This window comes from Tepidibacillus infernus (assembly GCF_048898065.1).
Taxonomy (GTDB): domain Bacteria; phylum Bacillota; class Bacilli; order Tepidibacillales; family Tepidibacillaceae; genus Tepidibacillus_B; species Tepidibacillus_B infernus.
Window position 1 is genome coordinate 1,200,808 of record NZ_JBLWFI010000001.1, and the last position, 26,888, is coordinate 1,227,695.

Sequence of the window (26,888 nt, forward strand, 5' to 3'; positions counted from 1 at the left end):
TTAACCTCCTATTTGCGACATTCTTCTTTGGGTTGGTATATGTGATAACTCTTCGTTATTTAATGTTTTTGCCATCTCATGATTTTCTGGTTTCATATTTAACGCTTTATAATAAAGCTGTTTTAGTCCTTCCTCATCTCCCAAATACGGTTTAACATTTAATTCTTCCTGCCAATAAAGACAAGGCTTGATATAACCATCAGAAGTTAACCGAAGGCGATTACAGTTAGCGCAGAAATGATCACTAATTGGATGAATAAATCCGATTGATCCTTTTGCTCCTTTAATTCGGAAGTTTTCCGATGGGCCATTGCCAAAAACTTCTCCAGATTCCTCTAATTCAAAACCCAATTCTTTCGCTTTTTCCTTTACAAGTTCTAATGAGAGATAACCACTTTTCCAGGTTTCATCTGCATGACCAATCGGCATATATTCGATAAACCGAACCTGTACAGGTTGATCAATCGTCATTCGCAGAAAATCACCAATTTCATCATCATTAAACCCTTTCATCAGAACCGTATTGATTTTAATCGGCGAAAATCCTACACGATAAGCAGCATCAATCCCATCTAGTACCTTTTTCAAATCGCCACCTCTTGTAATTTCCTTAAAACGATCATGGCGTAATGAATCTAAGCTAACATTGACCCTAGTTAATCCTGCTTTTTTAAGTACTTCCGCCTTTTGCGCTAAAAACATTGCATTTGTTGTTAAAGCAATATCTTTTATTCCTTCAATACGACTAAGTTTCTCAACTAATACCTCTAGATCTCTACGAACTAGAGGCTCTCCACCTGTTAAGCGGATTTTTCGAATACCTAAACTCGCACCAACTCTCACCACTTCTTCAATTTGTTCATAAGTTAGAAGCTGATGGTGGTCCATAAATTGAACACCCTCAGGTGGCATACAATAGACACAACGTAAATTACAACGGTCGGTCACAGATATTCTCAAATAATCATGTACACGGTTAAATCGATCTACTAATTGGCTCATTTATAAAGCCTCCTCTCCCTGATTCAATCCCCTCTAGTCTGAATAACTCTATTTTACAACAAATTCATGGTAAATAAGTGCTAAAAATGTACTTCACCTAAAATAAACTTTTTCGTTAGTTCATGAATAGGATTTTCAAACATTCTTCTCGTTGCCTGGGATTCAATCAAATAACCACTATGTAAAAAAAGAGTCTCATCAGCAATCCGTTTTGCTTGAAACATATTATGAGTCACCATGATCACCGTCATTTGAAATTGGTTCTTTAACTTTAAAATAAGTTGTTCAATCTCAAGCACATTTTGAGGATCTAAACTTGCAGTAGGTTCATCTAAAATAAGAACTTGTGGTGAAGTAATAATGGCTCTAGCAATGGCCACCTTTGCCATTTCTCCTCCAGATAAGCTTTTTGCCTTTTGATCAATCAAATGATCAATTTGAAATTGTTTCAGGATTTCCAAAACCTGTTCTTTTCTTTCTTTTCTAGGTACACCACGTACTTTTAAACCGTATGCAACATTTTGAAAAACATTCGTCTGAAACATATATGGCTTTTGCCAGACTACCGCTATTCTTTTGTCTGGTTCTGTTAACACTTTTCCATGGAAATAAATTTCCCCAGAAGTTGGTGTTAAAAATCCTGAGATGATCTTTAACAAGGTGCTTTTCCCTGCCCCGTTTGGTCCGATTATCCCATACACCTTTTCATTTTCAAATCGATAACTAATTGGCTTTAATATCGTTTTTCCATCGATTTCAACCGTTGCATTTTTTACTTGGATCAAGATTTCCATCCTCCTTGCTGCCAGGAGAATAAAACAGAGTTAATCAGAAAAGAAACAAAAAGAAGAATCATTCCTAATGCAATCGCCATATCAAAGTTTCCTTTTCTTGTTTCTAAAACAATGGCAGTAGTGAGCACCCTTGTTTTTCCCGCAATATCTCCACCTACTAACATCACGGCTCCTACTTCAGCAATCACTCTGCCAAAAGCAGAGATTAAAGCAGCAATCGCTGGAAATCGAATCTCTTTGATCAAGGTGAATAACGTATATATTCGATTTGCTCCCAACCCTCTTGCTGTCATCATGACGACTTGGGCTTTTCCTTCTGCTGCAACATAGATCAAGCCTATAACAATGGGTAAAGCTAACATCAACTGAGCTAAGATCATCGCTATCGGGGTGTAAAGAAGATAGATATAAGGAGCAATTGGGCCACTCCTCGATAAAAGTAAAAATAGAATAAGTCCAGCCAATACAGGGGGTAATCCCATCAAAACATAAATCAATCGGATGAAAACATATTTAAAGGGAAAAGATCGAGTTCCCAGCCAGGTACCGATAGGAACTCCGATCAATCCTGCAATCATCACAGCGATACTAGAGATATAAAGTGAACGAAATGTAACTTCATATAATTCTCTATTTCCAGTTAAGATTAAAGAAACAGCCCGTTCAAATCCTTGCAAATAGATTTCCATATTGCTACAAGCCCCTATTTTCCATAAGTAAAGAACAATTGTTGACCATTTACTTTATAGTCCTTAATCAGTTGTTGCCCTTCATCAGAAAGAATAAAATCAATCAATTTTTGTGCATCCTCGTGATTAATTCCTTGATGTTTCTCAGGGTTAACAGCAATGATTCCATAGGGGTTAAGCAACCCTTTGTCTCCTTCAACTAAAATATCAAGATTGCTCAATTTATCTTTCATGAAGGAATAGGTAGCACGATCTGTTAGAGTATACCCTTGCTGCTCATTGGCCATGATTAAAGTATCTCCCATTCCTTTGCCTACAGAAAGATACCAGTCCCCTTTTGGTTTTATCCCTAACTTTTGCCAAATTTCTAGTTCTTTTTTATTTGTCCCAGAGTCGTCCCCTCTTGATAAAAAAGGAGCTTGCCCATTTGTAAAAAGGGTAAATGCTTCATCTAATGATTTACCTTTAATCCCATCAGGATCATTTTTAGGTCCAACAATGACAAAATCGTTGTACATCACATCATAACGCTTGCTTCCATGCCCATCTGCGACAAACTTTTCTTCCGCTTTTCGTGCATGAACTAAGATCACGTCAGCATCGCCTCTTGAAGCGGTTTCGATCGCTTGGCCAGTTCCTTGTGCAAGCACATCTACTTTTACATGATATTTTTCTTCAAAAACAGGAAGCAAATAGTCTAATAAACCTGAATCTTGCGTACTTGTCGTTGTAGCAAGGCGTAAAGTTGTTGGTTGTTCACTAGTTGTCTGTTCTCCCCCACAAGCCACTAGTATAAACATAAGGAATACGAAAAGGATTCCAACAAATAATCTCATTCTTTTTCTCATTTATTATTCCTCCTAGTCAACTACTTTCCTGTTACTTCATTTTTATACAAAATTTTTCCAGTATCTCGACAACTATATCCACCCATTGATTCTACCTCTGATTTGAATTCATCTGAGGTGATCACTTGTATTAAGAGTTGACCGGCTTCACTTTGATAAAACTCTTTTGTCATGATTAAATCATATCTTTCTTCTGCAACAGGAATAAAATCTAGATCAAGAACCTTAGCTGCTGAATAAATTCCCAAACCAACGTCCGCATTGCCTCCTTTAATCGCTGCTGCTAGACTTAGATGGGAAAAATCCTCTCGTGTATACCCGTAAATATCATCAGGAGAAAGATTAACTTGTTTTAGTAAATAATCAAAGAGAATTCTTGTTCCTGCTCCCCGTTGACGGTTGATATAGCGAATTCCTTCTTTTGTAAGATCCTCAATCGTTTGAATTTGCTTTGGATTACCTTTCTGAACGATCCAACCTTGCTGTCGATAAACTAAATTGATCAATACAACAGGTGTATTGGATAAATATTGCTCTATATAAGAAAGGTTATACTCCCCTGTTTTCTCATCTAAAAGATGGGTTCCTGCTACATGGTTTTCTCCTTTGCGAATGGCCAAAATTCCAGCAAGGCTTCCTATATGTGCAGAACTTAATGAATATGAAGAATCTTGCTTTCTAATTGCTGACGCTAATAGATCTAAAATAAGATCATGACTTCCCGCAAAGACGATCGTTTGGTCAATTTGTTCAAGCGATCGATATAATTCAACCTCTACCTCTTCCCCTTGTTCATAACCTTGGCTTTGAATAGGGATACGAAGTAATCCATCAGCCCGTACAAGTGACATCGTTACCCCGGCAGAACGACTTAATGGGTTCGCAACATATTGTCCATTTACCTTTCCGAGTGTTAAACGAATAAAATCCTCAGCTCCCATTTTTGAAACAATTCTTCTACCTAGCTTTACTTTAATCTTTCTTCGTTCAGGTGAAGCGAGTCCAAGAAATTGATGCATCAATGGTTTGAGAAACCAATCTAAAGCTAAATAAGCTGAAACAGGATACCCGGGAACGCCAATAATCGGCTTGCCATTATAGGCTTTTCCTAGAACAACTGGCTTACCTGGTCTTGTTGCAACACCATGGACAATCACTTCTCCTAGGGAAGCAATCACAGATGAGGTAAAATCTTCTCTCCCTGCCGATGAACCAGCATTCATTAAAACAATATCAGCTTCTTCTAAGGCTTCCTTTACTTTTTGCTGAATCAGATTGAAATCGTCAATCACAATTCCTTTATAAATCGGTTTTCCTCCCCATTCTTTCACGTAACTAGCAAAAACCGTTCCGTTAAATTCAATAATGTCCCCTGGTTTTAAATTCAACGTTGGCTCAACGATTTCTGTTCCCGTTGGAATAATAGCGACCTTTGGCATAGCAATGACAGGAACCTCTAAGACTCCACCAGCTAAAAGGGCGCCTTGATCAACAGGACGAATTTTATGATAAATCGGTAAAATCATCTCTCCTGCAACAATATCCTCACCAATTTGACGAATATGTTTCCAAGGACTAGCTGGCTCAATAATTTCAACCGTTTCTTCATCAATTTGATGGAGATATTCAACCATAATCACTGCATTGAATGGTTCTGGAATAGGGTCACCTGTGTCTACCACTTCATAATCAACATGCAGTTTTAAACGAAGGGGATTTGTTTCATGAGCAGAATATGTTTTTTCTGCTTTTACTGCAATTCCATCCATAGCTGATGCATGAAAATGAGGCATAGAAACATTTGCGAAAATTGCTTGTGCAGTAACCCGACCTAAACTTTCAGTTGTTGGTACCATTTCCACATTCGGTTTGAGATCAAAGAGTTGCAAAAATTTAACTTGTGCTTCATGTAAAGGTGTGTCTTCCAAATAGATTTTTCTCATTCCAATGTCTCCTTTTGCTTTCTTCCCAGTTATCCCTATTCTAGCATTAAAAAATAACCCACAAAAGTGACGTTTTTCTTTCGTAGCATATTCCTATTATTTTACAGGATCCCATTATAATAAAAGTCATTAAGAAAACAATATGACATTTACCCATTCACCAGCTATAATGCCTTCTTTATATTGTGAAATTTCTATCATCCCATCACTTTTTACTAGATTGGTAATTAGACCTGATTTACCAAAAACAGGGTTGGCCCATAATTCATGATCACGAATCTCCAATTGTACCCGAACATAATCGGTGCGACCTACTTGAGAAGCAATATTTCTTGATATTCTTGCTCTCAATTGTTTGGCAAAAGGATTTTCGTTTACATGATGAAGCTGGTTCATGATTTGCCTACCAAATAATTCAAATAAGACCATGGCAGACACAGGGTGTCCTGGTAAACCCATCACAGGTTTCCCATTACAATTAGCGATTATGGTTGGTTTGCCCGGTTTTATAGATATCCCATGTACAAAAACACCTGGTGAACCTAATTGGTTCATCACTTGACTTGTATAATCCTTTGTCCCCATTGAACTCCCACCAGATAGAATCAAAAAATCTACCTGTTGAAACAGCTCTTGTGATTTTGAAAGATATTGGTCAAACTGGTCTTTAACGATTCCTCCATAGATGATTTGACCACCTAGTGCTTGTACAGCTGCTGCAATCGATATCCCATTAATATCTCTAATCTGCCCGGGTAACAATTCTTCAGTTTCTGGTGGGACAATTTCATCACCAGTAGATAATAGGCCAACCTTTAATTTTGTATAGACAGGAACTTTGGTTACTCCAATTGCGGCTAAGCCACCTAAATCTTGTGGTCTTAAACGATGCCCCTTTTTCAACACCACTTCGCCATCATAGACGTCTTCTCCTTTGAAAATCACGTTCTCTCTGGGGGCTACTTGTTCAAAGACATTTAATAGATCTCCTACAACTTCTACATCTTCAATCATCACCACTGCATCTGCACCTTCAGGTAACATCCCGCCAGTAGGAACATACATCGCTTGTCCTTCTTGAATGGTTTGATTGACATCTTTCCCCATTTCAACCGAACCAGTAATATGAAAAAAAGTAGGCATTGATTCTGTAGAGCCATAGGTATTTCTTGCCTTCACAGCATATCCGTCAACCGTCGAACGATGAAATCCTGGAACATCTTCCTTTGAAACCATGTCATGAGCTAGAACTCTCCCTACAGCTTCTATAATCGAAATTTCTTCAACCGAATCAATTGCTTGAAACTGCTTTTTGATCTTTTCTGCCACTTCTTGTACTTGTTGGACATCTAGTAATTCGATTCTAGGTCCATTTTGATGAAGGTTTAATGGTTCCATACTTCTTTTCCTCCTTTGATGTACATTCCTTTTACAAATGCTCTCCTATTTTGAAAGATGGCATATAAAGATGATATAATAGGATTAAATTGAATTGAATTGAAAATAGACTAGATTGGCTTCGGGGGTGAAACTATGCAAATCCAATTATTCGCTACCTATCGTGATATTGTTAACGCTAAGACTGTCGATGTACCTGTGACAGAATCAATGACTACAATAAAAGAACTTTTACAATCATTAATCAACTTATTTCCAGCATTTCAAAAAGAACTTTTTCTTGATGAAACACAATTATCATTAAAACCTCATGTCCATATTTTTGTAAACGGTCGTAACATCATTCATCTACAAGGGCTAAATACGCCTTTTACGTTCAAAGATGAAATCGCTTTAATCCCTCCTGTTGGAGGTGGTTGATATGTATGAGACCCAGCTTGAATTTAGGGGTATTTCTCGTGAATTAGTCATTGAATATTTACTAAGCATTGCCGAGTTAACAACTACTTCCATTATATCAAACGCTGATGGCAGCGTAACAATTCCTTCTAAAGATTGGATGGTTACTTTATCGGAAGTGGAGTCTTTTTCCATTGTTCCAACAGTTGTGATTCCAAGATTTTTCATTTCCTTTACAGGAGATGAAACAAAAATTTTAGATACCATCCAAAAACTTCGAGTTAGAACCTTACGTACAGGTGGATAATTTTTTTAAAGAATAATCCAGCTTTCCTGTTGGAAGCTGGATTATTCTTTTTCAACATTTAAAACCCAATCATTCTCAAATAGTAGGAGATTAGAGAATTTCTAATGCCTTTAATTTTTCTTCTGGAACTACACCATCGACCCAACCACGAAGTTGATAATATTCTTCTAACATTTCAGCAAGGTTTGAAACAACACCTTCGCTATGTTTAGTTGCCCCTTCTGTTAAGAAACGTTTTGGTAAGGTATCGTCTTTTCGATCAAATCCATTCAGGTTGTTATAATAACGCTCTAGATTAACGATTCTTTCTCCTGTCTTCATCACTTCTTCAGCTGTCATATCTCTTCCAATCATCGTTGCAAGCTGTGCTGCATATTCTTCTGCTCCTTCAGCAAAAGAAGAGAACTTACAAATATCCATTGAATCTCCAAAAGCAGCAAGATCTTGGAACACCTTGGTTAAATTACCTTTTCCTTTTACCTGAAGACGATCCATTGGTTCAGGAATTCCCAACATTTCACTTGCAATGGTATACCCATTGACATGGCAAGCACCACGGTTACTTGTTGCATAGGTTAAACCGATTCCTTGTACACCACGAGGATCGTAAGCGGGAATCGATTGATCTTTAACAGACATAGATAACTCTGGCGCCCCAAGTTTTTTGGAGGCTTTACCACCACCTTCTGCTAAAAGATCGCCAAGCCCTTCTCGAACTGCAATTTTATCAAGAAGTTCGATCATTTTATCCGCATCGCCCCACTTGATTTCTTCTTCAATGAGGCCTTTTTCTGAAGCTTCCATAGCCATAGCAAGTGTATTTCCAGCTTCAATCGTATCCATGCCATAATCATTACATTGGTAAAGCATATAGGCCATCGCTTCTCGATTAAAGTTTCCACTCATTGCACCTAGAGCCCAAGCCGTTTCATACTCCATGGATTCAACTTTAACCTTATACTTACCATCCTTAACTTCAAGCTCTTTCTTACATGCAACAGGACAAGCATGACAAGTTGGTTCAGATACTAATAAGGTTGCTCTAAATGTTTCCCCACTAATCTCATCTGCTTGATCAAAATGGGATTGTTTCCCGTTATAGGCAGGGAAAGCACTAACAGCATTCATCATATTGGTTAACACATTTGTTCCATAAACAGATAGCCCACCTTTTCCAGGTGAAGTCACAGGATTATCCATGATCAGTTTTAATGCCTTTTGCCTTGCTGCTTTATGTTCATCAGGCTGTACCGGTTTTAACATATTTTTCTGTGAACCGCGTATGACGATGGCTTTCAAATTTTTACTCCCCATCACTGCCCCAACGCCACCACGACCATTTGCTCTATCATTTTCATTCATAATAGAAGCAAATTTCACTAGATTTTCTCCAGCTTTACCAATGGTCATCACACTAAGATCCTCTTCACCGTAGCGATTTCTCATGATTTTAACAACTTCATGAACATTTTTTCCCCATAAGTCACTAGCGTCTTTGATTTCTACTTGACCATTTTCCACATAAAGGTAAACAGGATGATCTGCTTTTCCTTTCACAGTTAATCCATCAAAACCTGACCAACGAATTCTTGAACCTGCCCAGCCGCCAGCATGCGAGTTCGTTATTGTTCCAGTTAAAGGAGATTTGGTTACGACCGCAACCCGGTTACCCATAGTGACTTGTGTCCCTGTTGTCGGACCAGTCATAATGGCCAACATATTGTCAGGAGAGAGCGCTTCCACTAATGGCCCGTTGTCAAAGACATATTTGGTACCAAGTCCTCTCCCACCAATATATTTTCTAGCATCTTCTTCGTCGATTTCTTTGTAATCCACTGTCCCATTTGTTAAGTCAATCCATGCAACTTTGTTTAAATATCCCCCAAATTTCATCTGTTTCCTCCTCCTTTTTTATTTCATCCATTTAAAATCATAGATTGGAAGATATAGCCAACCTATATTTATTATTCTATCATGATCTTTATAAAAATAAAATAAATTCTCATTACTAATTTCTAAAAATTGTTATTTTTATATCAATTTTAATATACAAAATTTGTACACTTCCACAAACTATCAAAGATAGAAAACGATTTTCCTTTTCCATCGGTCAAATATAGTGGTAAAATAAATATAAAATGAAAACGTTTAGTAGTGAAAGGAAGAACCATATGCAAATCAAAATTAAGTTTTTCGCTGGGATTGCTGAAGCAACTAGAAAAAGGGAACATACTTTACATCTTGACCACACTCCTACTGTAAAAGATCTAATTCACTTATTAACAAATGAATTTCCAATAGCAGCTGAAATGATTAAAAGATCGATGGTATCTATAAATCATGACTATGCAAAACCAGACCAAAACATTACTGAAACAGATGAAATTGCTTTAATTCCTCCTGTAAGTGGAGGAGAAGAGCCTCTTTTTGAAGTGACGACAGAACCCTTGTACGCTGATCAATTGATTGCTAAGGTTTCAAATCCAATGGCTGGAGCAATTCTTACATTTGTTGGAACGGTACGAGAATTTACATATGGGAAAAGAACCACTTATTTGGAATATGAAGCCTATCCAGAAATGGCAATTAAAAAAATGGAGGAAATTGCTAAGGAAATCAAGGAAAAGTGGCCAAATACCAAAGTAGCCATGTCCCATCGTATCGGTAAATTAGCGATTGAAGAAATAAGTGTGATTATTGCCGTAGCTACTCCTCATCGTGATGCTGGATTTGAAGCAGGACGTTATGCGATTGAACGATTAAAACAAATCGTCCCTGTATGGAAAAAAGAGATTTGGGAAAATGGCGAAGAATGGATAGGGCATCAAGAAGGTCCATGGAAGAAGGATGAATGAGTTTATGAATCTAAACGAAATCAGATATTCCAGACAACATCTATTTCCTTTTATCGGCAAATCTGGTCAAGAAAGACTTGGTAAATCGCGAGTCGCTATTGTTGGAATGGGGGCACTTGGTACCGCATTAGCTAATCACATGGTACGTTCTGGCATCGGTTATATCAGAATCATAGATCGCGATTTTGTAGAATATAGTAACCTGCAAAGGCAGATGCTTTTTGATGAAAAAGATGCAGAGCAAGGTCTTCCCAAAGCATTGGCTGCAAAGGAAAAATTAAATTTGATCAACTCATCAGTTATGGTTGATGCCCATATAACAGACCTTACATGGAAAAATGCAGAACAGCTTTTAGCTGATGTAGACCTTATCTTAGATGGAACGGATAATTTTGAAGTGCGTTATTTAATCAACGATGTTGCTGTAAAATATAAGATCCCATGGATTTACGGTGGAGCTGTTAGTTCAAGAGGAATGTCCGTAACGATTTTACCAGAAAAAACACCATGCTTTCGCTGCCTATTCCCTCAAGCACCTGCACCAGGAACAACACAAACTTGTGATACAGCTGGAGTGATCGGCCCAATTATCCAAGTCGTTGCCGCTTACCAAGCAACCGAAGCTTTAAAACTGCTTGTAGGCGATCATGAACATCTTAGCCCTTCTTTACGAAACTTTGAATTATGGCAAAATGACTATTCTGAAATCAATGTAAGAAATGCGAAAAATGAGGACTGCCCAACTTGTGTTCATCACCAATATGATTACCTAGATCCAAAAGACAAATCAGATCGTGTTGTTTCCCTATGTGGAAGAGATACCATTCAAATATCTCCTGCACAGGACACTGCTTTTGATTTGAAACGATTAGCCTCTAACTTATCATCTATAGGTAAAGTGGAGGAAACTCCCTTTCTACTCCGTTTTTATATTGATGATTATAAATTGACGATTTTCCCCGATGGTCGCGTACTTATTCAGGGAACAGATGACCCGATCACTGCAAAAAATTTATTTACAAAATATATTGGAAATTAAAAGAATGCCGTCAATAATGTGGCATTCTTTTTTTGAATAAATAGTTTCAACTTTTTTTTGGTTGAAATCACCCTATATTAGTAAAATGATTTATAAAAATTTTATGTATAAATCTATTTCTTCGCTCTTGAATAGGGCACTGGCCAAGAAACAACGGCATTTAATTTTGATGCCGCATGAAGTGGCCAATAAGGATTTCTCAATAATTCCCTACCTAGTGCAACAAGATCTGCACGTTCATTAAAGAGAATTTCTTCTGCCATTTCTGGTTCAGTAATCAGTCCAACTGCTACAGTTGGGATTCCCACTTCTTTTTTGATTTGTTCAGCAAACTTGACCTGATACCCTGGTCCCAATTGAATTTTGGCTGGAACTAATCCACCAGAGCTCACATCAATTACATCAACCCCCCAACTCTTAACAATCTTTAACATTTCAATCATTTCCTTAATGTCAATACCGTCATGTTTATAATCAGAGGCTGAGACACGAAGAAAGATTGATTTGTCTGATGGCCACACCCGTTTGATCCCACTGATCATTTCCTTTAAAAATCTTAACCTTCCTTCCCTATTTATGCCATAAGCATCATTTCTTTGGTTAGAAAGAGGGGACAAAAATTCATGAATTAAATAACCATGTGCACCATGAATTTCAATTAGATCAAATCCAGCTTGATGGGCACGTTTTGCTGCTTTGACAAAAGCATCCACTACCTCTTTAATCGTATCCTCTGTGATTTCATTTGGTACTGTCCAACCCTCATCAAACGCAATGGGACTTGGAGCGATAACAGTAGATTTATCAGAGATCTCTGCTTTTCTTCCAGCATGGGCCAATTGAATTCCTATTCTACTTCCATATTGGTGTACAAAATCAACAATTTCTTTTAGACCATCGATCTGATCATCATTCCAAATTCCTAAATCTTTTTCAGTAATTCTTCCCCTCGCTTCTACCGCAGTAGCTTCTACAATAATTAAACCTACTTGTCCAATGGCGCGAGTTCCATAATGAATGCGATGCCAATCTGTTATCTTTCCATCTGACTCAGCCATATATTGACACATAGGTGGCATCATTACACGATTTTTTAAGGTGATATTTTTTATTGTAATGGGTGTAAAAAGAACTGCCATTTTAACAACCTCCAAAGTATTTAGTGGGTCCCCACAAAAGTAATCGGAATTCACTTCGAAGGAGATCATCACTTTTGTTGGTTTTCTTGTCTTATTTTACCACATTTTTTTATGATGAAAAAACACCAAATGGCTATTAAACCCCAATTGGTGTTTTCGAAAAACTTTAATTTCAATACTATTTTGCAGTGAGATGTGTTTCTCCTGGTTTCCAGTTTGCTGGACATAACCCACCAGATTGAAGGGCTTGTAAAACTCTTAAGGTTTCCTCAACACTTCGTCCGATGTCATTATGATGAACAACTGCATATTTAAGAATCCCATCAGGGTCAATGATAAATAAACCGCGTAAAGCTATTCCCTCTTCTTCAATTAAGATTCCATATTCCCAACTAACTTCCTTTGTAATGTCTGAAGCAAGGGGAAAGTTTAATTTACCAATTCCATTCTCTTCTAAAGGCGTATTCATCCATGCACGATGAGAATATATGCTATCCGTACTGCAACCTAGTACTTCACAACCAAGTTTTTTAAACTCTTCATAAGCATTACTCAATGCGGTAATCTCTGTAGGACATACAAAGGTAAAGTCTAAGGGGTAAAAGAAGAAAACAAGCCACTTACCCTTATAATCCGATAAAGAAACCCGTCCAAAATTTACACCATCTCCTAGTGCAGTCTGCATGGAAAATTCCGGTGCAGGTTGACCTACTAAACGTTCTGCCATGATATATTCCTCCTAAAGCAAATAAATTTTTTCCTCACAATTGATAAAATAACCATTTTTTCTACCTTCCATACCAATATGATTTACTTTATATTCTCCAAGCACCTTTAATTTGTCTTATTATATTAAACAAATGTCTTTTCCACAAGAACAAAATAGCTAAACAATCCTCATATGTCTATTTGTATCGATTCAAAAAGCAAGGATATAAGAAGAAATGTAAGCATAATGAAAGCATGGACAGATGATGAATGTCTGCCTCTTTTCATCACATTCGACAAAACCTGCTTATTTGTTGTAAATTTTTAAACATTAAGTAGACTCTCATACAACTGATGAAAAGGAGGAATAACAGTGAGGGACCATGGATTTAATCAACAAATTGAAGAAGTGGTGGCTAATGCGACCAATAGTAAACAAATAGATCGCTTAGATTTCTATTTTGGGCCAATAGGCGCGACCGTACCCATGTTATTTTTCGTGATCTGGGCAATCACTACCAGCATTTTAAAGATTTCTACTGAGACAGGTCTCATTATGGGTATGCTTTTTGGTTTAGCCTTAGGCATGTTTATGTCTAAAAGTCCTTGGGCAGATTATGCACAAGGAATCTTTGATGGAATGTCTCAATCGATTGGAGTAGTTGCCATTGTTGCCTGGTTTTGGGCAGGAATGTTTGCAGAGATTTTAAAAACGGGTGGTCTTGTTGAAGGCTTGGTATGGCTTGGGACTACTACAGGGGTACATGGGGGATGGTTTGTAGCTATTACTTTTTTCTTAGCAGCTATCTTCTCATCTGCAGTAGGTACAGGCTATGGAACTGTAGTTGCCTTTACAACCCTACTTTACCCTGCAGGTATTCTACTAAACGCTGATCCTGTTTTTCTATTTGCTGCCATCCTATCAGGAGCTGCCTTTGGAGATAATTTGGCACCTGTTTCTGATACGACAATTGTATCTGCCGTTACCCAAGATGCCGATGTTCCAGGGGTTGTTCGTTCAAGATTTAAGTATAGTGTCATGGCAGGTATTCCTGCTTTTATTCTTTTTGCTATTTTTGGGAGTGGTAATGGAGTTATTCAAACCGATGGACTTTCTGCACTCAATATTACGGTGTCACCAAATGGCCTCCTTTTACTCATTCCTTTTACCTTAGTCATTGTTCTAGCATTGTCAGGACGTCATTTAATTACATCTTTAACTTGGGGGATCATTACGGCAACAGTGATCATTCCTCTTGCAGGATTAGGAAGCTTATCTCAGATCTTAGACTTTAATTTTGAAAAGAAAAGTATTGAAGGAGCTTTAGTGAATGGTTTTACTGGATACATGAATATGGCAATATTGATTCTCCTTATTGTGGCAGCTTCTCATATCATGAGTCTTGGTGGAACGATGGAAGCGATGAAAGAAGCGTTAAATAAAAAGATCAATGGTGTTATTCGCAGAGCTGAACTAGCCATTGTATCGATTGTAACAGTATTAAATGTATTTATCACGATCAATACTGCCGCAGAAATCGCTGCAGCGCCATTTGTAAGACAAATAGGCGAACAATTCAAGATTCATCCTTACCGTAGAGCAAATCTACTTGACGCCATTACTTCAGCCTTAGGATATATTTTCCCTTGGAGTGCAGCCGTCCTTTTAGGCTGGAGTACAATCTCCAATCTTCATGAAAAGTATGATTGGGTAACAGTTGTTGACCCTGCTACAGTCTTCCCATTTGTCTTTCACGGTTGGTTCTTAGTCTTCATCATGTTCTTTGCAGCATTTACTGGATGGGGACTACGTTTGATAGGTAAAAATGGAGAAGAAGTAAAACCAAAGTAAACTCGTCAATCTATGCTTGAACATATTTTTTCAACAAAAAAGAGGGAAAGTCTGTCTTCTCCTCTTTTTTGTTTACTATTTTTAAATGGACAAGACTGTCTATTTAAAAAAATTTTTCGTATAATGAGAACAGAATTATACGAGGGGGTTTTTCATTGAAATTCTCTATTATAAATCGAGGAGACCAGCAATCTACTGAAATGACAAATCTGTTTTACCAGTACGCAAAACAATACCAATTGGTCGAAGATCAAGATTCCCCTGATTTGATCATTTCAATTGGTGGGGACGGCACCATGTTAGAAGCATTTCATTCTAACCAACATCGATTACATAAAGTGGCTTTCCTTGGAATTCATACGGGACATTTGGGTTTTTATGCTGATTGGCAACCAAATGAGTTGGAAAACTTAGTTTCCTTAATCGCAAATGAACCTCTAAAAACAATTGAATATCCTTTACTGCACGTTAAAATGAAAACAAATGATTATCAGGAAATCAACTACCTTGCATTAAATGAATTTACTGTGAAAAGTACAGAAAAAACATTAGTCATGAAAGTAAAACTAAATCATCAAGATTTTGAAACCTTTCGTGGTGACGGGTTATGTATCTCAACTCCTTCTGGCAGTACAGGCTATAATAAGAGTTTGGGTGGGGCATTGATACATCCTTCTTTAGAGTCGATTCAAGTAAGTGAAATGGCTTCGATCAATAATCGAGTCTATCGGACAATTGGTGCACCTTTATTATTACCAAAACATCATTATATTGATCTTTATCCTGAAAGTGATCAAGAGATTCGTTTTACACTTGATCATCTTAATTTTACGATGAGCAATGTATATTCAATTCAAGGGTTTGTTGCAGACGAAAAAATTCTATTTGCTCGTTATCGGCCATTTCCGTTTTGGAATCGGGTAAGGGATGCATTTATTGGAAATGAACATAGATAATCATCATGATAAGAAGAACAAACTAAGTTGAACACCCAATATATAAACGAAAGGGTTATTTATATGGGAGATAAACTAGATCTAATTTTAGAGGTTTAGATTCTAATCAACTTACTTTTTTAAAAGAATTGCGTGAACAGCGATTAGAAAATCAAACAAGAGAACGGATTTTCTTAAACGATCGACGTATATCTGTATCTATTTTTTCATTCTAATCATAACATAATTTTTGCTTCTTTTTCCAAAAACGGCTCGTCCTAATATCAATAGCAGATTGACAAAAGCAAATCCACTACCAAAATAAAAGACAAATGAGATAGCATTGGCATACTGATTAAATGCAGTTACCGTATTCAAACCCATCTGCAACAAAAAGATAGCAAGGGCTGCACCTGAAACCCGCCCAAAATTTCTTATAGTAGCGATAATCCCACCTGTCACACCAGTTTTTTCAACCGGAACGCTTTCGATCACGGCGACATTATTTGGTGATTGGAATAATCCCATACCTATCCCAAAAATCATAAGTGCAAAAATAATATCAAATTGACTTGTTGCTACATTAAAATTACCCATCAACCAAAGTCCTAATGAACTGAGTCCCATTCCTATTAATGACGGTATATCATAACCAATTCGATCAGTAAACCAACCGCTAATTGGAGAAACAATCAACATGGTTACCGCCTGAGAGGTCATTAAAAAACCAATTTGTAAAACCTCCAAATGAGTTACATTATATAAAAACAAAGGAAGCAAAATAGATGGAAACATAATGAGGGCATAAGAAGAAAGCCCTGTAATATTCCCAATCGTAAAAATAGGATTTTTAAATAATGTAAGCTCGATCAGTGGATCCTCTACCAAAAACTCCCGTATAATAAAACCTATCCAACTGATGATCGATACGGTTATATAGGTAAGGGTAATCGGACTTTTCCATCCCCAGGTATGCCACAACACTACCAATTAAACCCATAGCCTTACCTCTTGATCCCGGTGGAAAAGTATAAGCGATAATCGACATGACATTTGCCTGCATAATCGCACCACCAATCCCTTGAATCACACGATAAGCAATTAACTGTCCTATCGTCGCAGAGATCGCCGATAAAATAGAACCGATTGTAAAAATGGCTAAACCGAGAATAAAAATCCCTTTTCTTCCTCGTAGATCAGATATTTTTCCCACTGTTGGCAAAATACCCGTAATAATCAGTAAATAGCTTTCCTATTTGCCATCCCTTTCTTTACAGCTAAAAAGAAAACACCCACGCGGGGAGAAGCGCAGATGTTTCCCTTGGGTGAATCATGTATTCATTTAACAAATGGGGAGTAAAAGAAATTTACCATTGATAAGGTAACTTAAGTTTATTATAAGGGAATAAATAAAAAATTGCAATATTATAATTATATTTATGGTAAAAACCATCTTGACTATTACTATTCAATCGTTAATGGATTTTTGTAGCTCCATACAGGTAATTGCATGACAAAATGAATTTGATTTTCCTCTAAGTAAGAACTAATAGATCCCCCAACTTCTCCTATCCGTTTATAAATATTCTTGAATACCTCTTTTGTAGAAGAGATAGAACGGTTACTTTTGCATTCTACCAATAGGTGACTATCTGATCGCCCGATGCTGATCTCCACTTGATCTTCTTGATTCTGGTTGACAATCTCAAAGATCTCTTCTAGATTTTGAACTAATATCTTCTGAATTGATACAGGTATCTCGATCATCGATTGGTCTAAAACTTCAAATTTTAATGTTCCTTTATTATCTTGTAAAAATTGTTGCTGTTTCTCCGCCAAAAAACGAATGAGCAAGGAATCATTGATCCTAGTTTGTGCATTTTTTATTTCATTTACCTCATATAAAATTCTTTCATAAACATTGGCAGTCTCTAATTCTTTAGCAATTTGTAGACCAACTGATAAAGTTACCTCTTCATCATGATCTGTGAAGATTCGATTACTGCGCTGGCCTATGAGAAGTACACCATGAATTCGGTTTTGATAAGAAACAGGAACAGCCAAAACACTGACCAAATGTTCTACTAACAAAATTGGATATTCAATCGGATCACCCAATAACTGATTGGGGAAATTTTCAATTTTAACGGTTCGGTTCAACTGAACCACTTCACCAGCAATTCCTTTTCCCATCCGGATAACAATTCGCTTATAACGTTCATTAAGCGCTCCAACAGCTAAGCGCCATCTTATTTCTTCATTCATAGAATCATAGAGGGCAAGACCAATGAAATCCGTTTTAGTTTTTTTACGCAGCTCTTCCATTCTTTCTTGAACCAAATGGCGAATGTTCTGATCGCGTTCGCCATTTTCATTATAATGATAATTTAGGGGCATGTTTTTTCCATAACGATAACCTAAAAAGATACCGATCATGATTGCAATAATAAAAATAAGTCCAACTATTAATAGTTGGTCAAAAGACCACATAAAAACCACTCTTTCGTCATTATATGTTTCTTCTTCATTTTACATAAAAATAATAAAATCGCAAATTAGGGAATTCCCCTATCTTTTTATCCCTCAGAAAAGTAATGACACCTTTTAAAAATTATTAAAAAAACTGCCACAATAAAGGCAGCTTTTTTATCTAGCAGATTTTGGATTAAAGGCATCTTTTAAACCTTCACCAACAAAGTTAATAGAGAGTATCGTTAGCGTAAGTACAAGCCCAGGTGGCAACCAGATCCATGGCTTGTTTTGAATCACATCGGGTGATCTTGCATCAGAGATCATATTTCCCCAACTAGGAATGTTAGCCGGTACCCCAAAACCAAGAAAGGTTAAACCAGTTTCAACGACAATCATTGCAGCCAACAATATAGTTGCCTGGACAATAACGGTAGATAAAACATTAGGTATCAAGTGTCTAAGAATCACTTTGGTAGGTGAACAACCAATTGAAACAGCACTTAGAATATACTCATTCTCTTTCTCAGCTAGAACTTTACTTCGAACCATTCTAGCAGTTCCACCCCACGACAGTACACTAATCGTAAAGATTAACGTGATTACCCCTGATTCGGTAAAGATGGAGTTAAGTACGATCACAAAAATGAGAAAAGGGAATACCAAAATAAAATCTGTAAACCGCATCAATAACGAATCAATTCTTCCACCGAAATATCCAGCGATGGAACCAATGATCGTACCAATGAGCACCACAAAGAAAGTAATTGAAAAACCAATCGTTAGTGAAATCCGACCACCATAAAGTAAACGAGTAAAGACATCACGTCCTCCTTTATCTGTACCAAACCAATGGTCTGTTGAGGGAGGTTTTGCAATACTTTTGATGTCAACACGTGTAGGGTCATAGGTTGTGATATAAGGTGCCAAAAAAGAGATGGTTACAACGATAAAAATAAAAATCAATCCAGCTATTGCTAGCTTATTGCGAAAAAATTTGCGCCTAGCGATCGTCCACGGAGAAGGGCTTTTAGGTACTTTCGGCCCGGATTGAAGATTTTGACGTTGAGTTACTACTGGTTCCATAATCAATCCCCTCCCTAATCTAAACGAATCCGTGGGTCTACGACACCATACAATAAATCAGCGATTAAATTCCCTAATAGAGTCATCACTGATAACATCATTGTAATTGTCATCATCACTGAATAATCTCGGTTGCTCACCGAATCAATGAATAACTGCCCAATCCCTGGATAGGTGAAGATCGTTTCTGTGATTACTGCTCCACCTAGCAATCCACCGATATCAAAACCTAAAAAGGTGACCAAGGGAATAATCGAATTACGTAATATATGTTTGTTATAAATCACAGATTCTTTTGTACCCTTTGCCCTTGCTGTTCTGACATAGTCTTTACGACTGCTTTCAATAATATCATTGCGTAAAAATTGGGTATAGGCTGCAGTACTTAACATCCCTAACACCATCGCTGGTAAAATGGTATGCTTTAATTTACTTAGAAAATAGATAAATGTTCCTCCATCGCCAATTCCCGTATCAATCGTCCCACTTGCTGGTACCCATCCTAATTGAATAGCAAAGATGTAGATCGCAACAAGTGCTGCAAAAAAAGATGGAATCGCAAATGCAAGATAGTTAAAAGTTGCAATGAAATGATCACCTAAAGTATATGGATGTTTTCCTGCATACATCCCCATAAAAAAGGCAATAAAATAAGTAATAAAGAGAGATAAAAGAGCTAAAAAAAGAGTGTTTAGAATTCTCTGACCCAAAAGTTCACTTACTGGCATTTTATGAATAAAGGACTCTCCAAAGTCCCCTTTTAACATATTTTTCACCCAGCGTGCATACTGGATGTAAACAGGATCATTTAGTCCTAACTTTTCTCTCATTTCCGCAATATATTTCGGATCGGAATTGTTGGGATCAATTCTTCCTGAAAGGGCATCCCCTGGCATCATTTTTGCCAGGGAGAATACCACAATTGAAACTAAAATCAGGAGGGGGATCATTCCAGCAAGTCTTCGTAATGTATAAGTTAGCATTGTTCATTTCCCCTTTTAGATCTTAATGCAATCACTGTTACTTTTGATCAACCCACCATAAATGAGTATCTACTTGGTTAGTAAAGGAATTTGTATGAACTCCATGTAAACGTTTATTTACTGCCGTTACATCAATTGGCTGGAACATAAAGATCGTTGGCAATTCTTCGTTTACAAGTTGTTGCCACTTATAATAGACTTCTTTACGATAATTTTCATCAAAGGCTTTTTCACTAATTCCTTCTTCGATAAGTTTATCAGATTCTTCATTATACCAGCGCTGGAAGTTCCAATAGTCGGTACTCTTCCAAAGACCGGTTGGATCTGGGTCAGAAGCTAAGCCCCATGCACCATAGAATAATTCAACAGATGGATCATCTTTCATGACGACATCATAGAAAAGGTTAAATTCTTTTAAAGCTCCGCCATTAAGTTTTACATTTAATCCTACATCTTTCCACATTTGCATAATTGCTTGTGCACGCGGTTCCGCGATTTCAGTTCCTGACATCGCGTCAAAGTTGATCACAAATTTCTTACCCTTTGGATCTTCACGGAAACCGTCTCCATCTACATCTTTATATCCAGCTTCGTCTAATAATTGTTTAGCTTTTTCAGGATTATATTCATATTTTGTAATTTTGGAATCGTCAATTTTTGCCCAGCTCACATCAGGTACTGGTACATCTAAAGGCATACCAAGCCCATTTGCGAAAGCATCTAACAAGCTTTGACGATCTAATGCATAGGCCATCGCTTGACGTAGTCTCTTATCTTGGAATTTCGGATTATTCATCACGACTTTACCTTCAGATTCAGTTCCTTCCCATTTACCTAATTTAAATCCAATATAGCTATAGGAAAGAGCAGGTTCCTTAATTAATTCAACATTAGGTAATTGAGAAATTTCTTGATACTGGCTACTTGGAATCATCATAATATCTACTTCACCATTCTTTAATAACCCACTTGCTAAAGATCCATCAATCACTTTATATACGACACCATCTAGATAAGGCTTCCCTTTCCAATAATCATCAAAACGCTCAAGTTCAACGAATTCTCCGGGTTGAATGGTCTTTACTTTAAATGGTCCAAGACCAATAGGATTCTTACGTACTTTATCAGAGTTAGGTAAATCTTTCACAGCAATTCCCTCATAATATTTCTTAGGCATTGGATAAGACCATAATTGGTCTAAGAAGTTAACCATTGGTTTTTTTGCTGTGATTTTAATCGTATAAGGGTCAACCACCTCAATACCAGAGATCGATTTTGCTTCTCCCTTGTGATAAGCTTCTGCCCCTTCTACAATTTCAACGTTGGTATAACGTGGACCTGTATAATCTGGATCTGCAAGGACTTCCAAAGCATACTTCCAATCCTCTACCGTTAACTCTTCGCCATTATGCCATTTTACCCCTTGTTTTATTTTGAATGTGTAAGTTTTGTGATCATCAGAAACTTCCCAAGTCCCAATCCCTGGTTTTGGTTTAAGATCATCACCAGTTTCTATAATACTGTCCATCATGAAGTTTAAGATGAGATCATCATCTTCCCCTTCATAAAAAGCTCTGTCAAGAAGGCCTTTAAATGGTTGTATAAAAGCATAGGTTACTTTCCCACCATATTGTGGTTCTACCTTTGTTTCCTCTTTAGGCTGATCAGCATTTTCTTTTGGTGGAGCTTCTGTTGTTTGACTACTACAAGCGACTAAGAACATAGATATGGCAAGAATCAGTGACAACAAAACAAATATTGACTTTTTCAATACATTTTCCCCCTTTATTTATTTTGAATATAGATGGCATGCAACGTAATGTCCTGATTTCACCTCCTTCATTACTGGTCTTATCTCTTGACACTCAGGCATTGCATATCGACATCTTGGATGAAATGCACAACCCTTTGGTGGGTTTTCTGGGCTTGGAACATCACCCGTCAATACAATTCTTTCTTTTCGTCTTCCCGGATTGGGAACAGGAATCGCAGATAATAGTGCTTGTGTATATGGATGTAAAGGTTCTTGATATAATGTACGTTTATCTGTTAATTCCACAATGCGCCCCAGATACATGACACCGATACGATCACTCACATGTTTGACCACACTCAAATTATGAGCGATAAAAAGGTAAGTGAGTTGAAACTCCTCTTGTAGATCTTGCAGTAGATTTAATACTTGAGACTGTACTGAAACATCTAAGGCAGAGACCGGTTCGTCAGCGATGATTAACTTTGGCCGCAATGCTAAAGCCCTAGCAATTCCTATTCGCTGTCTTTGGCCACCTGAGAATTCGTGTGGATACTTATAATATGTATCTGCTGGTAATCCTACCTTTTCTAACAACTCCATCACTTGATCTTTCAATGCTTTATCTGATTGATTTGTATAATTGCGAATGGGTTCTGATATCAGACTACCTACCATCATCTTTGGATTTAAAGAAGCATAGGGATCTTGGAAAACCATTTGCATATCTTTTCGAATATCCCTTAACTGCTTTCCTCGAATTGTTGTAATATCTTTCCCTTGAAAAACGATCGATCCAGATGTCGGGTCTTGTAGACGCAAAATCGTTCGGCCTGCTGAAGACTTCCCACAGCCAGATTCACCCACTAGACCGATCGTCTCACCATATTTTAACTGCAGAGAAATATCATCGACTGCCTTTACCTCGCCAATTTGTTTACGAAAGAATCCGCCAAAGATCGGGTAATATTTTTTTAAATTTTTTACCTCTAGTAAATATTCCGAATTTTTTCGTTGTAGTGTATTTGAATTTGAACTCATGATCTAGACCCCCGTTTTCTTAGGATAGCTTTCTTGATATAGTAAACAGCGTACAGTATGATTCGTATCTACCTCACCTAAGACTGGGGTAATTTGAGTACACTCTTCTTTAGCTACTGGACAACGATCTACAAACCTACAGCCTGTTCTTGGTAGATTTACAAGCGAAGGAACAATTCCTTTAATTGAATCTAGTCTTTCACGATCTTCATCTAATTTGGGAATCGATTGTAATAATAGTTTTAAATATGGGTGTTTTGGGGTGTTGAATATGAGTTCTACACTCCCTTGTTCCACGATTTGCCCTGCGTACATGACCACTACTTCATCAGCCATTTCGGCAACGACACCTAAATCATGAGTAATCAATAAAACAGCCATATCCATCTTTTGTTGAATATCTTTAATCAATTCAAGGATTTGGGCTTGAATCGTTACATCCAACGCAGTTGTTGGTTCATCGGCAATTAACAATTTAGGGTTACAAGCGATCGCCATAGCGATCATCACCCGTTGGCGCATTCCCCCGGAAAGTTGGTGAGGGTATTCATCAATCACCTTTTCTGCCCTAGGAATACCTACTTGTTTTAACAATTGTATACTTCTTTTGCGTGCCTCATCCTTTGAAAGATCGAAATGGTTAAGTAGTGCTTCTTCAAGTTGAAATCCTATAGAAAAGACAGGGTTTAGAGAAGTCATCGGTTCCTGAAAAATCATTCCTATATCTTTACCACGTATATCGTTCATTTCCTCTTGGGAAAGTTTGGTTAAATCTTGACCATTAAAAATGATTTCTCCGCCAACTACCTTACCGATCCCTTTTGGCAGCAAGTTCATTATAGAAAGGGCTAATACACTTTTGCCGCAACCTGATTCACCTACGATACATATAACCTTTCCAGGTGTAACATCTAATGAAATATCTTCTATAGCATTATAAAATTTTCCCCCAATAAGAAATCCTGTGTTCAACTTTTTAACCTTTAATACGGTTGATGCTGTTAAGTTGTTCTCTCTCTGGTTCATGTTTCACCTCTTGGAATACAAAATATCGGAATTCGAAATAATTATAAAAATTATCACAATAAATTAAAAAACTGTCAATAAGTTTTTAATATTCTAATAATAATGAAAACGCTTACTTTTTTCTAATTAATCTCTATGCTCTCATTTAAAATAAGTTTACAAACAAAATGGATACCTAATTTTGGTATCCATTTGGATCATGAGGATCATGATTTTGTAAATTCAAGCTGGATCTTAGTATATAAAATCCCATTCATTTCATAGATTATAAAATCACGATGTATGTTATTTGCTAACTCTTGCAAAAACAAACGAATTAAATGAAGATGATCTAAATCAATAGGTTCCTTTATAGTTATTGATGAAAAACAATCTAATTTTATTGTTTGAGGAGACTCTTCTATCGTTAAAGTAACTGGAAGCTCATCCGTATTTTGATATTCAATAACATATTTACTCAACTTTCGCACCTAGATAAAATGGTTAAATACAATTTCCTGTAGAGTTCATATCCATTTAAGTATAGTTCTTGACTTTACGTATAAAGGCATGAAAAAACACCCCAACGTTTGGTATAGTTGATTTGTCTAGAATCACAATTACCATACAGAAGAGGTGCCCTTTATATGATAACGAATAATAATCAAAACAAGCAACTACCAAATGAATTAGCATCTACCTTTAAGGAACTTAGCGTGTTAAAACATTTAAGAAAAGCGGGTATTACAAAGTCCTTCGGCTTTTCTTGTGCTTACCTTTTTCAATTGATTTTTAGTTTGATCTTTGAAAACAAAAATTGGTATCAAACTCTTGAAAGCAAGAAATCTGTTGACTATCCAGCTAAAGATGCAGTCTATCGATTTTTAAATCAGTCTACCTTTGCTTGGCGAAGATTTTTACTGTTCCTTAGTGTACACACCATTGGGAAAGTAACGAAGTTAACCAATCATAATCGTCCAAAAGTGTTAGTGTTAGATGATTCTGCTTATGAAAGAAACCGAAGTAAATCCGTTGAGCTACTAGCTCGATGCTTTGATCACGCGTCTCAAAGAATGCGTTTCTATAAGGGATTCCGTATGCTTACTCTCGGATGGACAGACGGTGCTACTTTCATCCCAGTCGACTTTTCTTTACTAAGCTCGAAGAAAAGTCAGATTAACGGAATATCAACAAAGATTGATAAGCGTAGCTCTGGTTACAAACGAAGAGTAGAAGCGCTTCAAACAGCACCAGAACAGATACCTGCCATGATTCAAAGAGCCTTGAATGCTGGAATTGATGCTTCTTATGTGCTGATGGACACCTGGTTTACCCAGCAGCCTCTTATTAAAAATATTAAAGAGTAAGGACTTGATGTAATTGGTATGGTTAAGAACTTGAAACAACGCTATCTTGTAAATGGTGAACGTGTAAGCCTAAAAGAGCTTTACCGTTTAGCGGAACCAGCATCAGGAAATAAAAGCATTCTCCGTTCTATTCATACAACTCAAGCAAATGGAGTACCTGTCAAAGTTGTGTTTGTTCGCAACCGCAATAAAAAGAGCGATTGGCTAGCGATATTGAGTACAGATTGTACGCTTAGTGAACAAGAAATCATTCGTATATATGGGATGCGTTGGGATATTGAAGTCTTTTTCAAAACAAGTAAATCCCTATTGAAACTCCAGAAGGAGTTTCAAGGCCGTTCCTATGATTCCTTGATAAGTCACACTACAATTGTTTTTGCCAGATATATCGTACTTTCTTGGCAAAATCGATGTAGTACAGATGATCGAACACTAGGCGGTATATTTTATGAACTATGTGATGAAATCAGTGACCTTGATTGGGCTGTAGCACTACAGCAATTAATCGAGCTTCTTGAAAATGCCTTAAAAAAGAGCAGTAAAAAGATGCAAAAACTATTCAAAAGTCAATTACAACAATGGATTGCAGGCTTGCCTAACTATATCAAAGTCTACCTGTCTATTTCGGTCTGCGAAAGTTGAGTTATTAATATCTTTCTCAGCAGATAATTCTTTTCCTATATTATAGAAACGTTGTACTTCCTTTTCTAAAGTATCCAATTTTTGTTGACGTGTCAGATTATTCTTAAGCTTATAAAGGAATTTACTTATTGTAAACTTACTCTTACACACAAGAATATCATCAAGAAAAGCTTCTCTTGAAAGTAAGTCAATGTTATCTTGAAATAAACCAATCGTTTTATTCTGTGGCTTTCTTAAAATTTGGAAAAGCTGCTCTTCCATTTGATTTAGGAATATATGATCAATAAAGATAATAGTATCATCGGGGTCTTGGTTTAATCTTAATTCCTTTTCCAATTGGATTAAATCTGTAATGATAAGTATCGGTTCAAATTCATTTTTAATGACATCCAAAAACTCTTCGTATTTTTTGATTGATTCTATACAGATGATCGTTTTTAAATTCGTCAACAAAATTGCACCTCATTCCTGAATCAATAAGAAGATAAAACCGATCATAGATATCAATACATCCATGAAAAGTTTTGCTATAAAATAGTTTAGGCTCATCCATGTACGCCATTTTCTATTATAATAAATAATTAATCCTATGATAATAGCCAATAATCCGATTAAAAAATATATAGAAAAAGAA

At 36.9% G+C, this 26,888-nt stretch carries 25 protein-coding genes and 1 pseudogene; 7 read left to right on the forward strand and 19 right to left on the reverse strand.

What is annotated here, in order from left to right; translation table 11 throughout:
• The 6 genes from moaA to TEPIDINF_RS06200 form a co-directional block, all read right to left on the reverse strand.
• Positions 1 to 1,002, reverse strand: a complete 1,002-nt coding sequence (gene moaA, locus TEPIDINF_RS06175; protein ID WP_068724818.1) for a GTP 3',8-cyclase MoaA — start codon at positions 1,000 to 1,002, stop codon at positions 1 to 3.
• Between the two features lie 80 nt (positions 1,003 to 1,082).
• The gene (locus TEPIDINF_RS06180; RefSeq protein ID WP_161937298.1) at positions 1,083 to 1,787 is read right to left on the reverse strand and encodes an ABC transporter ATP-binding protein; all 705 of its coding nucleotides are present in this window, start codon (positions 1,785 to 1,787) and stop codon (positions 1,083 to 1,085) included.
• Positions 1,784 to 2,485: an ABC transporter permease gene (locus TEPIDINF_RS06185; protein WP_421691542.1), complete on the reverse strand. Its 702-nt coding sequence runs from the start codon at positions 2,483 to 2,485 to the stop codon at positions 1,784 to 1,786. Before TEPIDINF_RS06185 ends, TEPIDINF_RS06180 begins: the two co-directional genes overlap by 4 nt.
• A gap of 14 nt (positions 2,486 to 2,499) precedes the next feature.
• Positions 2,500 to 3,333: an ABC transporter substrate-binding protein gene (locus TEPIDINF_RS06190; RefSeq protein ID WP_421691543.1), complete on the reverse strand. Its 834-nt coding sequence runs from the start codon at positions 3,331 to 3,333 to the stop codon at positions 2,500 to 2,502.
• Positions 3,334 to 3,353: 20 nt separating this feature from the next.
• Entirely contained in the window at positions 3,354 to 5,276 is a 1,923-nt protein-coding gene (locus TEPIDINF_RS06195; RefSeq protein ID WP_421691544.1) for a molybdopterin biosynthesis protein, read from the reverse strand.
• A 129-nt stretch (positions 5,277 to 5,405) separates the two neighbouring features.
• On the reverse strand, positions 5,406 to 6,674 hold the full coding sequence (locus tag TEPIDINF_RS06200) for a molybdopterin molybdotransferase MoeA (protein WP_235589075.1): 1,269 nt from the start codon (positions 6,672 to 6,674) through the stop codon (positions 5,406 to 5,408).
• A 135-nt stretch (positions 6,675 to 6,809) separates the two neighbouring features.
• On the opposite strand from TEPIDINF_RS06200, the gene TEPIDINF_RS06205 reads away from it, so the two are divergent.
• Positions 6,810 to 7,094, forward strand: coding sequence for a ubiquitin-like small modifier protein 1 (locus TEPIDINF_RS06205; RefSeq protein ID WP_068724833.1), 285 nt, complete (start codon positions 6,810 to 6,812; stop codon positions 7,092 to 7,094).
• Position 7,095: 1 nt separating this feature from the next.
• Positions 7,096 to 7,380: a MoaD-like domain-containing protein gene (locus TEPIDINF_RS06210; RefSeq protein WP_421691545.1), complete on the forward strand. Its 285-nt coding sequence runs from the start codon at positions 7,096 to 7,098 to the stop codon at positions 7,378 to 7,380.
• A 90-nt stretch (positions 7,381 to 7,470) separates the two neighbouring features.
• On the opposite strand, the gene TEPIDINF_RS06215 is transcribed toward TEPIDINF_RS06210, so the two are convergent.
• Complete coding sequence (locus TEPIDINF_RS06215; RefSeq protein ID WP_421691546.1) at positions 7,471 to 9,273, reverse strand: aldehyde ferredoxin oxidoreductase family protein; 1,803 nt, start codon at positions 9,271 to 9,273, stop codon at positions 7,471 to 7,473.
• A gap of 278 nt (positions 9,274 to 9,551) precedes the next feature.
• Here TEPIDINF_RS06215 and moaD point away from each other — a divergent pair, with 278 nt between their 5' ends.
• Both moaD and TEPIDINF_RS06225 read left to right on the forward strand, forming a co-directional pair.
• On the forward strand, positions 9,552 to 10,235 hold the full coding sequence (gene moaD / locus TEPIDINF_RS06220; RefSeq protein ID WP_068724842.1) for a molybdopterin converting factor subunit 1: 684 nt from the start codon (positions 9,552 to 9,554) through the stop codon (positions 10,233 to 10,235).
• A 4-nt stretch (positions 10,236 to 10,239) separates the two neighbouring features.
• Positions 10,240 to 11,274: a ThiF family adenylyltransferase gene (locus tag TEPIDINF_RS06225; RefSeq protein WP_068727520.1), complete on the forward strand. Its 1,035-nt coding sequence runs from the start codon at positions 10,240 to 10,242 to the stop codon at positions 11,272 to 11,274.
• 113 nt (positions 11,275 to 11,387) lie between these two features.
• Here TEPIDINF_RS06225 and namA read toward each other — a convergent pair whose 3' ends face one another.
• Both namA and TEPIDINF_RS06235 read right to left on the reverse strand, forming a co-directional pair.
• On the reverse strand, positions 11,388 to 12,413 hold the full coding sequence (namA, locus tag TEPIDINF_RS06230) for an NADPH dehydrogenase NamA (protein ID WP_068724844.1): 1,026 nt from the start codon (positions 12,411 to 12,413) through the stop codon (positions 11,388 to 11,390).
• Between the two features lie 178 nt (positions 12,414 to 12,591).
• On the reverse strand, positions 12,592 to 13,140 hold the full coding sequence (locus tag TEPIDINF_RS06235; RefSeq protein ID WP_068724846.1) for a peroxiredoxin: 549 nt from the start codon (positions 13,138 to 13,140) through the stop codon (positions 12,592 to 12,594).
• 354 nt (positions 13,141 to 13,494) lie between these two features.
• Here TEPIDINF_RS06235 and TEPIDINF_RS06240 point away from each other — a divergent pair, with 354 nt between their 5' ends.
• Positions 13,495 to 14,973: a Na+/H+ antiporter NhaC family protein gene (locus TEPIDINF_RS06240; RefSeq protein ID WP_421691547.1), complete on the forward strand. Its 1,479-nt coding sequence runs from the start codon at positions 13,495 to 13,497 to the stop codon at positions 14,971 to 14,973.
• Positions 14,974 to 15,128: 155 nt separating this feature from the next.
• Positions 15,129 to 15,929: an NAD kinase gene (locus tag TEPIDINF_RS06245; protein WP_421691548.1), complete on the forward strand. Its 801-nt coding sequence runs from the start codon at positions 15,129 to 15,131 to the stop codon at positions 15,927 to 15,929.
• Between the two features lie 198 nt (positions 15,930 to 16,127).
• Here TEPIDINF_RS06245 and TEPIDINF_RS06250 read toward each other — a convergent pair whose 3' ends face one another.
• The 9 genes from TEPIDINF_RS06250 to TEPIDINF_RS06290 all read right to left on the reverse strand — a co-directional run bounded on the left by TEPIDINF_RS06250 (position 16,128) and on the right by TEPIDINF_RS06290 (position 24,727).
• Positions 16,128 to 16,796, reverse strand: a complete 669-nt coding sequence (locus tag TEPIDINF_RS06250; RefSeq protein WP_069798484.1) for an MFS transporter — start codon at positions 16,794 to 16,796, stop codon at positions 16,128 to 16,130.
• On the reverse strand, positions 16,759 to 17,148 hold the full coding sequence (locus TEPIDINF_RS06255; RefSeq protein ID WP_082732422.1) for an MFS transporter: 390 nt from the start codon (positions 17,146 to 17,148) through the stop codon (positions 16,759 to 16,761). The genes TEPIDINF_RS06250 and TEPIDINF_RS06255 overlap by 38 nt, the downstream gene beginning before the upstream one ends.
• Before the next feature lie 224 nt (positions 17,149 to 17,372).
• Positions 17,373 to 18,398 carry a GAF domain-containing protein gene (locus TEPIDINF_RS06260; protein ID WP_068724854.1) on the reverse strand — a complete coding sequence of 342 codons (1,026 nt, stop codon included), beginning with the start codon at positions 18,396 to 18,398 and terminating at the stop codon, positions 17,373 to 17,375.
• Between the two features lie 156 nt (positions 18,399 to 18,554).
• Positions 18,555 to 19,463 carry an oligopeptide ABC transporter permease gene (opp4C, locus tag TEPIDINF_RS06265; protein ID WP_069798478.1) on the reverse strand — a complete coding sequence of 303 codons (909 nt, stop codon included), beginning with the start codon at positions 19,461 to 19,463 and terminating at the stop codon, positions 18,555 to 18,557.
• 14 nt (positions 19,464 to 19,477) lie between these two features.
• A complete protein-coding gene (gene opp4B / locus TEPIDINF_RS06270; protein WP_421691549.1) occupies positions 19,478 to 20,446 on the reverse strand; it encodes an oligopeptide ABC transporter permease in 969 nt (322 codons plus the stop codon).
• A gap of 37 nt (positions 20,447 to 20,483) precedes the next feature.
• Positions 20,484 to 22,217 carry an oligopeptide ABC transporter substrate-binding protein gene (opp4A, locus tag TEPIDINF_RS06275; protein WP_421691550.1) on the reverse strand — a complete coding sequence of 578 codons (1,734 nt, stop codon included), beginning with the start codon at positions 22,215 to 22,217 and terminating at the stop codon, positions 20,484 to 20,486.
• 18 nt (positions 22,218 to 22,235) lie between these two features.
• Entirely contained in the window at positions 22,236 to 23,240 is a 1,005-nt protein-coding gene (locus TEPIDINF_RS06280; protein WP_069798474.1) for an ABC transporter ATP-binding protein, read from the reverse strand.
• A 3-nt stretch (positions 23,241 to 23,243) separates the two neighbouring features.
• Entirely contained in the window at positions 23,244 to 24,266 is a 1,023-nt protein-coding gene (locus TEPIDINF_RS06285; RefSeq protein ID WP_421691551.1) for an ABC transporter ATP-binding protein, read from the reverse strand.
• A 206-nt stretch (positions 24,267 to 24,472) separates the two neighbouring features.
• The gene (locus TEPIDINF_RS06290) at positions 24,473 to 24,727 is read right to left on the reverse strand and encodes a hypothetical protein (RefSeq protein ID WP_421691552.1); all 255 of its coding nucleotides are present in this window, start codon (positions 24,725 to 24,727) and stop codon (positions 24,473 to 24,475) included.
• Positions 24,728 to 24,892: 165 nt separating this feature from the next.
• Between TEPIDINF_RS06290 and TEPIDINF_RS06295 the strand changes: the two are divergent.
• Positions 24,893 to 26,254: pseudogene (locus TEPIDINF_RS06295) on the forward strand (IS4 family transposase).
• Here the strand turns inward: TEPIDINF_RS06295 and TEPIDINF_RS06300 are convergent.
• Complete coding sequence (locus TEPIDINF_RS06300; protein WP_421691553.1) at positions 26,183 to 26,704, reverse strand: hypothetical protein; 522 nt, start codon at positions 26,702 to 26,704, stop codon at positions 26,183 to 26,185. The pseudogene TEPIDINF_RS06295 and the gene TEPIDINF_RS06300 sit on opposite strands and share 72 nt — an antisense overlap.
• Between the last annotated feature and the right edge of the window lie 184 nt (positions 26,705 to 26,888).